The sequence below is a fragment of the Ohtaekwangia koreensis genome (assembly GCF_900167975.1).
Lineage (GTDB): Bacteria > Bacteroidota > Bacteroidia > Cytophagales > Cyclobacteriaceae > Ohtaekwangia > Ohtaekwangia koreensis.
Genome location: NZ_FUZU01000004.1, coordinates 975,348 through 982,992, shown reverse-complemented (window position 1 = coordinate 982,992; position 7,645 = coordinate 975,348). Strand labels below are relative to the sequence as shown.

Genomic DNA, 7,645 nt, shown 5'->3' with positions numbered 1-7,645 from the left:
CAGTCGGGAAGGTTCGGGGTTTGAATCCCTGCGAGTGCACATCTTAAAGGCTGAAGACTTTCTTCTGCCTTTTTTATTTTAGACCACTCAGTCACGAAGGCTCCTTTGCTATCAATGCTCTAAGTGATAAAACTTTACAATCAGTTTTCCTTAGAAGTTCAACCTCGGCTATTTTGCCTAATAGGAACGCTTATCTCTTCATAAACTTATCTGAGTGCCTGAATAGATTAAATGTTCTGTTACCTTTTGTATATATCTTTGTCGTTATCCATTTCCAAGGATGCTTTCTCTTTTAATAAAGTTGTATTTGCCTTATCGTATTTCATTTTTATAAGTTCTGTATTCAGATGACTCGATTCGTCATCAAGCATTCCTTCTACATAAGCTATATATACTCTTTACTTTGTCCTTTGAGCTCACTTTTATCCGGCTTCGTCTTTTTTGCATGCTCTCTTATCAATATTTGATAGGTCAAGGGCCTCTACATTGGTATCGCGCGTGGAGGGCATAGGTGACTTAATAAAATCATCTCTGGTGGAGAGGATTTCTTTACTTCTTTGGGTTTCAAATGACAATGGTAAGAATCCTTCTTGGTGAAGCGACCTTCATCTATCCAGCTTGTAATGTTTTTTGCAATGTTATTTAGAATTTTTCTAATTAGATTTGGTATAAGTAAAATATAGATGGTATTTTTGAGTATCAAATCCGAATAAATTGGAACTCCTTCTTAACAAAGTTCTTCCTCTTTCACTTACCCACTCAGGGAATTCTTTCACGCTTGTGATTGGTGATCAAGACATTAAGCAGTCAACCTGCGAATTTATGCTCACATATTCCTCTATGGTTGGCACCGATATAGAAGCTTACATCACAGATCTTTCAAATGATTGCGACTGCGTGAGCGTACCGCTTTCTGGCAAAGGTAGAGCTGTGGTTGTTAGCCTTCGTGACTTTGCAAGGCTGAGATCTTTATATGGTCAAATGATGTACGAACTTAAGTTACAGGACCTTCTTCTTCGAAGCTCCATCTTTCCACAGTCCACACTGGAATTGTCTGAATTGAAGTAGACTTCTTCTAAATTACCAACATAGATCCTTCTTTAGTTGGAAGCTTGTGCTCATACAAAATATATTTGTCAAGGAAGTAACTTCTTCTTATTAGACAAACAAACTTGAAAATGAACTCAACATCAATACTTCGTCAGAAAACATCTTTACAGGAAAGTGTTCAGGAGATTCTTAATCAACAAATGGCAGTGGAAGCACATTCATCTGCATTATACCTCTCTATGTCGGCCTGGTGTTATGCACAAGGTCTCCGTGGAACAGGAGAGTTCTTCAGAAAGCAAGCCGATGAAGAGCGTGAGCATATGATGAAAATCTTTAATTACATCACGCATGCTGGTGGTCTGGCTGTCTCTCCGGAAACTAGTAACATCGAACGTAACTTCACGGATCTCCGCTCGATCTTGGTTATGTCGCTGGAACAAGAAATCCAGATTACTGAGAACTTCAACAAGATGACCGAGCATTGCCAGAAGGCACGCGACTACCAGACTGCGCGGTTCCTACAGTGGTACCTCGATGAACAATATGAAGAAGAGAAACAGGCTCGCCGCTGTATCGAAATTTTTGATCAGATGAATTCGAAGGACGCTATATTTGACATTGATCGCGAGATCCACGATCTCAAGAAGAAAGATTAATCTTACTAATAGAATATTTAAAAAGGCTGTCATATACCATGACAGCCTTTTTATTTTAATTCAGATCCACAACCAATCGTCCTTTGGACACACACGACAAACTATTGAGGTAAGGTTAAATCGTTACCTTGCATATTAAATCAAGAAACGATGAAACACTTCTCCCGCTCACCTGAATGCGTGTTTTATGTTTGCTGTGGCAGTAAATGTAAAAAGTCGGGCGGAAAGCAATTATATAAGCAGCTTAAGGGTGAGGCCAAGCATCACCATCTAAAGTCACGCGTCCAGATTATTAAAACCGGATGTACAGACCGCTGCAAAATGGGACCTATAGTCGCAGTGATGCCCAAAAATGAATGGCATCTTCAAGTCACTGAAGAAATGGCTGCTGGTTTACTCAATGAGTATTTGACCCCACATCGTCCTAAGTAAAGTCGAAGTGAGTTAGAAATTTACAAGGAGCACATCTATACTATAGGCTGAAGAATTTCTTCGGCCTTTTTTATTTATTTAGTGTTCAGATAACATTCACGCCAGTCAACCATTAAAGCATTGTGTGTTCCCTTGATAATTACTAAACTGGGGATATACTCCAAATGAAAAGCGCATGTTCAAATCCATTTTTATTATCCTGATGCTTGCTTCGGTTACCGGACAATCACAGCAAAAAGTAAAACCTTTTCGTATAGGTGTAGCAGGGTTAACGCATGGACATGTGGGATGGATTCTCGATCGGGCTGATGATGGTGATATAGAGATTGTAGGAATCGCAGAACCAGATCGGGTACTGGCTGAGCAATATTGTAAAAAGTATAATCTTCCACTTACGTTACTATATTCTTCAGTAAGCGAGATGCTGGATAAATCTAAACCGGAAGCCGTAACTGGTTTCAGTAGCACATTCGATCATCTTGAAATTGTAAAAGCTTGTGCACCTCGAAAGATTCATGTGATGGTAGAGAAGCCGCTCGCCGTAAGCCTCGATCATGCACGGCAGATCCAGGCGCTCGCACAGAAATATAGTATATATGTACTCACGAATTATGAAACTACATGGTACGGCAGTAACCGGAATGTGGAGGAGATGTTCATAAAAACACAACCGTTGGGTAAACTTCGTAAGGCTGTTATTCATGATGGGCATCAAGGGCCAAAAGAAATTGGTGTTGGAAAAGAATTTCTGGATTGGTTAACAGATCCGGTAAAGAATGGTGGAGGTGCGCTGATGGACTTTGGATGCTACGGTGCAAACCTGCTGACGTGGCTGAAGAATGGAAAACGACCTTTAACAGTTTCGGCTACAACACAACAATTGAAGCCCGGTATATATCCGCGGGTGGAAGATGAAGCAACGATTATCGTTACATATCCGGACGGACAAGGTATAATACAAGCCTCCTGGAACTGGCCTTTCGGTCGTAAGGACATGGAGCTATATGGTGAAACAGGATATATCATCGCAGATCGCCAGGGGAGTAAAATAAAGACTGCCGCTGATAAACCGGAAGAATATATAGTTAGCCCGGTGTTGGAGAAACCTTATCACGATCCGTTTGCATACCTGGCTGCAGTAGTGCGTGGCGAAGTAAAACTGAACGCTACGGATTTATCTTCCTTGGAAAACAATCTCATCGTTGTTGAAATTCTGGAGGCCGCCAGGCAGTCCGCCAAAGAAGGTCGGGTAATTAAAATCGCACAATAAGTCTGCCGCCAGATAAATTTTCACATTCGGCATTTTTAACGTGTAACCTTATTTTTATGAATCGCGTCTAATACCTAACTTACTTAGGTAATAAGACTATTATGCATTCACCCGAATTGTTAAAAGGAACACTCCAGACTATCGTATTGAAAGTATTGAAGGACCATGGCAAAATGTATGGTTACGAGATCACGCAATGTGTAAAGGAATTATCGGACGGTAGTTTACTGCTTACCGAAGGTGCACTATATCCTACATTGCATAAACTCGAAGCAGATGGCTTATTGAAGACAGAGACGGTTATGCTCGGCAGGCGTGTTCGTAAGTACTATACTTTGACGACAGAAGGAAAGAGCCTGGTAAAGGAACGGGTGAATGAATTCATCCGATTCATTCAAACCATGGAGAATGTTTTGCAGGTAGACTTTAAGTAATCGCGTAATGCAATTAACCAACGATCATATCGACTATATTATTAAAGATCTGCAATACCGTGGTATAGTAGTAGATGGTATAGAAGAGGAAATGATTGATCATATATGTTCTGCTGTAGAGGTAGAGATGAAGCACAGCGTCCGGTTTATAGATGCATATCATCACGTGCTTAAGTCTTTTGGACACACCTCCGGATTGCTTGCGACACAAAAACAGATCTTACAGGAAGAAAATCATAAGGCAAAAAATATGTTACGAAACTACATCATCATCGGCTTACGAAATCTGCGTAAGCAAGGCTTCTATTCTTTTATAAATATAGCGGGCCTCGCCATCGGAGTTTCGGCATGCCTCATTATTATGTTGTTTATTATAGATGAACTTCAGTACGATACATTTAACACCAAAGCAGATCGTATATACAGGGTGCATAATGAGATTAAGTTCGGAGGAAATTATATGCATTTAGCATCCAGCTCTGCTCCAACCGCACACACCTTGTTGCAGGACTATCCGGAGATACAAGCCGCTGTACGCTTTAGAAGCTATGGTTCTTATTTAGTAAAGTCGGAGGACGGTGCTATAAATATCAAAGAGCAAAATGTTATCTGGACAGACAGTTCGTTTTTTAATATTTTTTCCGTTCCTGTACTGGAAGGCAATGCTGCCCTTGCATTAAAAGATCCTGGTTGTATCGCGATCAGCAAGCGTACTGCTGATAAATATTTCCCAAATACAAGTGCAATTGGGAAGACGTTGATCCTGGATAATAAATATAGCACAAAAGTTACAATCGTATATGAAGATATTCCCGAGGCATCACACTTTCATTTTGATATACTGATTCCGATGGTAGGGGATTGGCCGGTAGCCCAGGAAGCGCAATCGACAGCCTACATGAGTAATAATTTTCAAACCTATATCCTGGTAAAGGAGAATACAGATGCAAAACAATTGGAAACAAAGCTGGCTGGTTTTATCGAGACACATGTAGGACCTCAGATCGCTCAGGTGTTAGGCAACGATTTCACGATGGAAAAATTCAGGGCTGCTGGGAATATATATGAGATTACGTTAATGCCTTTGCTGGATATACACTTGAAGTCGCACCAATTGGGCGAGTTCGAAAACAACGGTAACATAACCTATATATACCTCTTTGCCACTATCGCAGCATTTATACTGATCATTGCCTGCATCAACTTTATGAACATGTCGACAGCACGTTCAGCCAATCGTGCGAAAGAAGTTGGTGTACGAAAAGTGATGGGTTCGCTGCGCTCTCATTTAATAAGGCAGTTTCTCACCGAATCTACGCTCATTACTATATTTTCATTTTTCATAGCATTGGGTATATCAGCGTTGTTACTGCCGATCTTTAATTCTCTGGCATTAAAAGACCTGCATCTTCCCTGGAGCGATCCGCTTTTTTATGGGACATTGTTGGTAGCTGCTCTCGTGATCGGTTTGATGGCAGGAGTATATCCATCCTTTTTTCTGTCAGCCTTTAAGCCTGCACATGTGTTAAAAGGAAATATATCACTGGGTATGAAAAGCGGATTGATCCGCAGTGCGTTGGTAGTATTCCAATTTGTGATTTCCATCTTTCTGATTGTAGGAGCAATTACAGTGAATCAACAACTCAACTATATACAGAATAAGAATCTTGGCTTTGAAAAAGATCAGGTGATTATAGTTCAGGATGCCTATGCACTGCGACCCAATGTACAGTCTTTTAAGGATGAAGTACTTCGGATGACTTCCATTGAAAGTGGAAGTATATCTGGATACCTGCCGGTAGAAGGAACGTATCGAAACGATAATGTATTCTGGAGAGAAGGCAATGCTGCCGTAGCCGAAAACATGGTGAGCCTTCAGAACTGGTCTGTAGATGTCGACTATGTGAAAACCATGGGGATGAAAATAAAGAAAGGTCGCGCCTTCTCTTCTGATTTTCCTTCTGATTCCTCAGCGGTTATACTGAATGAAGCGGGTGTCATACAATTCGGTTTAGGAGATGATCCGATTGGAAAAAGAATCAGTCATTTCAGCGGACAGAAGCCGGATGGATCGCCTGATCCTTCACAGGTAAAATCGAGGACTGTTATCGGAGTAGTTGAAAACTTCCATTTCTCTTCCATGAAAGAAAGTATATCTGCATTAGGACTTTTCATGAATTCAAGCGATGGCTTTGTGAGCTTCCGTTTTAAAGCATCAAACGCACAGGAAGTTATCAATGACATTGAAAAGATATGGAAGCGCGTAGCGCCTGATCAACCTTTTCAATATTCTTTTTTAAATGATGATTTCGGACGAATGTACAGCGCGGAGCAACGGCTTGGAAAAATCTTAGGTACATTTGCTACCCTCGCTATCATTATAGCCTGTCTCGGATTATTTGCACTTACTGCATTTACAACCGAGCAACGTACAAAGGAAATCGGTATACGCAAGGTATTGGGTGCTTCTGTAAGCAGCATCGTGATGTTGCTATCCCGTGAATTCGGAAAGCTCGTTATCATAGCATTTGTACTGGCTTCTCCTATAGCCTGGTATAGTGTTAACTGGTGGCTCCAGAACTATGCCTATAAGACTGAAATTGGTATAGTGGTATATATACTGGCAGGCATAACAGCGTTGCTCATTGCTACGCTTACCATCAGCTATCAATCAATCCGTGCAGCAACTTCGGACCCGGTGAAATCATTAAAAAATGAATAGTGTATATATTTTGTATCAAAGCCTTTGTTCTGGAATGAATAAAGGCTTTGATATAATAGTATATGTATCAGGCCGGTTCAACACCTTCTGATGTCATAACCACGCGTTGCGTGGTGCCATCTTTATTATAATATAGATAATCCAGGCAGACGGATCGTCTGTGACTTCCACCTTCTTTGAGACCTCCGTTGTGATAAAAGAAATATGACTTTCCTTTAAAGTCGATAATAGCAGGACGGTTCGTTTCGCAGTTGCCAGCAATTTCATTTAGTATACCTTTAAACTCCCAGGGGCCATCAATTTGCCTGCTCATAGCATACGCTACTTTTTCAGGAAAATCATAACCATACGATAGATAATACCAACCGTTCCGTTTATGGATGTGAGCGCCTTCCATGAATTTAGGCAAAGTTAATCTTTTGACAGGGCCTTCCAGTGCGATCATATTTTTATGAAGCCTGGCGTAATAGCATATATTCTTTCCCCAGAATATATAGGTTTGATCGTCATCATCAATTAAAACTGACGGATCAAAATTATCAGTATCGGGAAGCATACCATCAACCTGACTTGTTATGAGTGCAGCACCGATTGCATCGGTAAACGGACCCACCGGAGAATCCGCCACTGCAACACCGATAGCTTTACCAGGAAGCGTGCCGTGTGTAACCGCAGTATACCAATAGAATTTACCATGGCGCTCAACCACGTTCGATGCGTATGCATCACCCTTCGCCCACTTGAAATCTGTTGCTTTAAAATTTACGGGATGTTCTGTCCAGTGAATAAGATCCTGCGAAGAAAAGCAAAGCCATTTGTTCATGATATAGCGATGTTCTCCCGGTGGTGCTTCGTCATGACCTGTATATAGATATACTGTGCCGTTATATTCCAACACCGTTGGATCAGCCGTATAGGTATGCCTGATAATTGGATTCCCGGATTGTAAAGTATTGTCGAGTGCTGCCATGTTGGCTTCATTAAAGTTTAATCCAATAAAAAAAATGGTGCCAGTGCCTCGTAGCGAGTCCTGTTGTGAATTTGATCATCTATGTTGCAACATATAGTTAGACGACAGCAA

General features: G+C 41.1%; 6 protein-coding genes. 5 read left to right on the top strand and 1 reads right to left on the bottom strand.

Annotated elements, in window-relative coordinates; genetic code table 11:
- Positions 1-714: 714 nt before the first annotated feature.
- The 5 genes from B5Y40_RS27165 to B5Y40_RS27140 all read left to right on the top strand — a co-directional run bounded on the left by B5Y40_RS27165 (position 715) and on the right by B5Y40_RS27140 (position 6,564).
- Positions 715-1,068 carry a hypothetical protein gene (locus B5Y40_RS27165; protein WP_079689984.1) on the top strand — a complete coding sequence of 118 codons (354 nt, stop codon included), beginning with the start codon at positions 715-717 and terminating at the stop codon, positions 1,066-1,068.
- Positions 1,069-1,178: 110 nt separating this feature from the next.
- Positions 1,179-1,706 carry a ferritin gene (locus B5Y40_RS27160; RefSeq protein ID WP_079689983.1) on the top strand — a complete coding sequence of 176 codons (528 nt, stop codon included), beginning with the start codon at positions 1,179-1,181 and terminating at the stop codon, positions 1,704-1,706.
- A 607-nt stretch (positions 1,707-2,313) separates the two neighbouring features.
- A complete protein-coding gene (locus B5Y40_RS27150) occupies positions 2,314-3,408 on the top strand; it encodes a Gfo/Idh/MocA family protein (protein ID WP_079689981.1) in 1,095 nt (364 codons plus the stop codon).
- Between the two features lie 101 nt (positions 3,409-3,509).
- Entirely contained in the window at positions 3,510-3,842 is a 333-nt protein-coding gene (locus tag B5Y40_RS27145; RefSeq protein ID WP_079689980.1) for a PadR family transcriptional regulator, read from the top strand.
- Between the two features lie 7 nt (positions 3,843-3,849).
- Complete coding sequence (locus tag B5Y40_RS27140; protein WP_245840832.1) at positions 3,850-6,564, top strand: ABC transporter permease; 2,715 nt, start codon at positions 3,850-3,852, stop codon at positions 6,562-6,564.
- Between the two features lie 67 nt (positions 6,565-6,631).
- On the opposite strand, the gene B5Y40_RS27135 is transcribed toward B5Y40_RS27140, so the two are convergent.
- Positions 6,632-7,534, bottom strand: coding sequence for a glycoside hydrolase family 43 protein (locus B5Y40_RS27135; protein WP_079689979.1), 903 nt, complete (start codon positions 7,532-7,534; stop codon positions 6,632-6,634).
- Between the last annotated feature and the right edge of the window lie 111 nt (positions 7,535-7,645).

Coding starts and splice junctions, on each gene's coding strand:
- B5Y40_RS27160 (WP_079689983.1), top strand. CDS start 1,179: ATGAACTCAACATCAATACTTCGTCAGAAAACATCTTTACAGGAAAGT.
- B5Y40_RS27135 (WP_079689979.1), bottom strand. CDS start 7,534: ATGGCAGCACTCGACAATACTTTACAATCCGGGAATCCAATTATCAGG.
- B5Y40_RS27150 (WP_079689981.1), top strand. CDS start 2,314: ATGTTCAAATCCATTTTTATTATCCTGATGCTTGCTTCGGTTACCGGA.
- B5Y40_RS27140 (WP_245840832.1), top strand. CDS start 3,850: ATGCAATTAACCAACGATCATATCGACTATATTATTAAAGATCTGCAA.
- B5Y40_RS27145 (WP_079689980.1), top strand. CDS start 3,510: ATGCATTCACCCGAATTGTTAAAAGGAACACTCCAGACTATCGTATTG.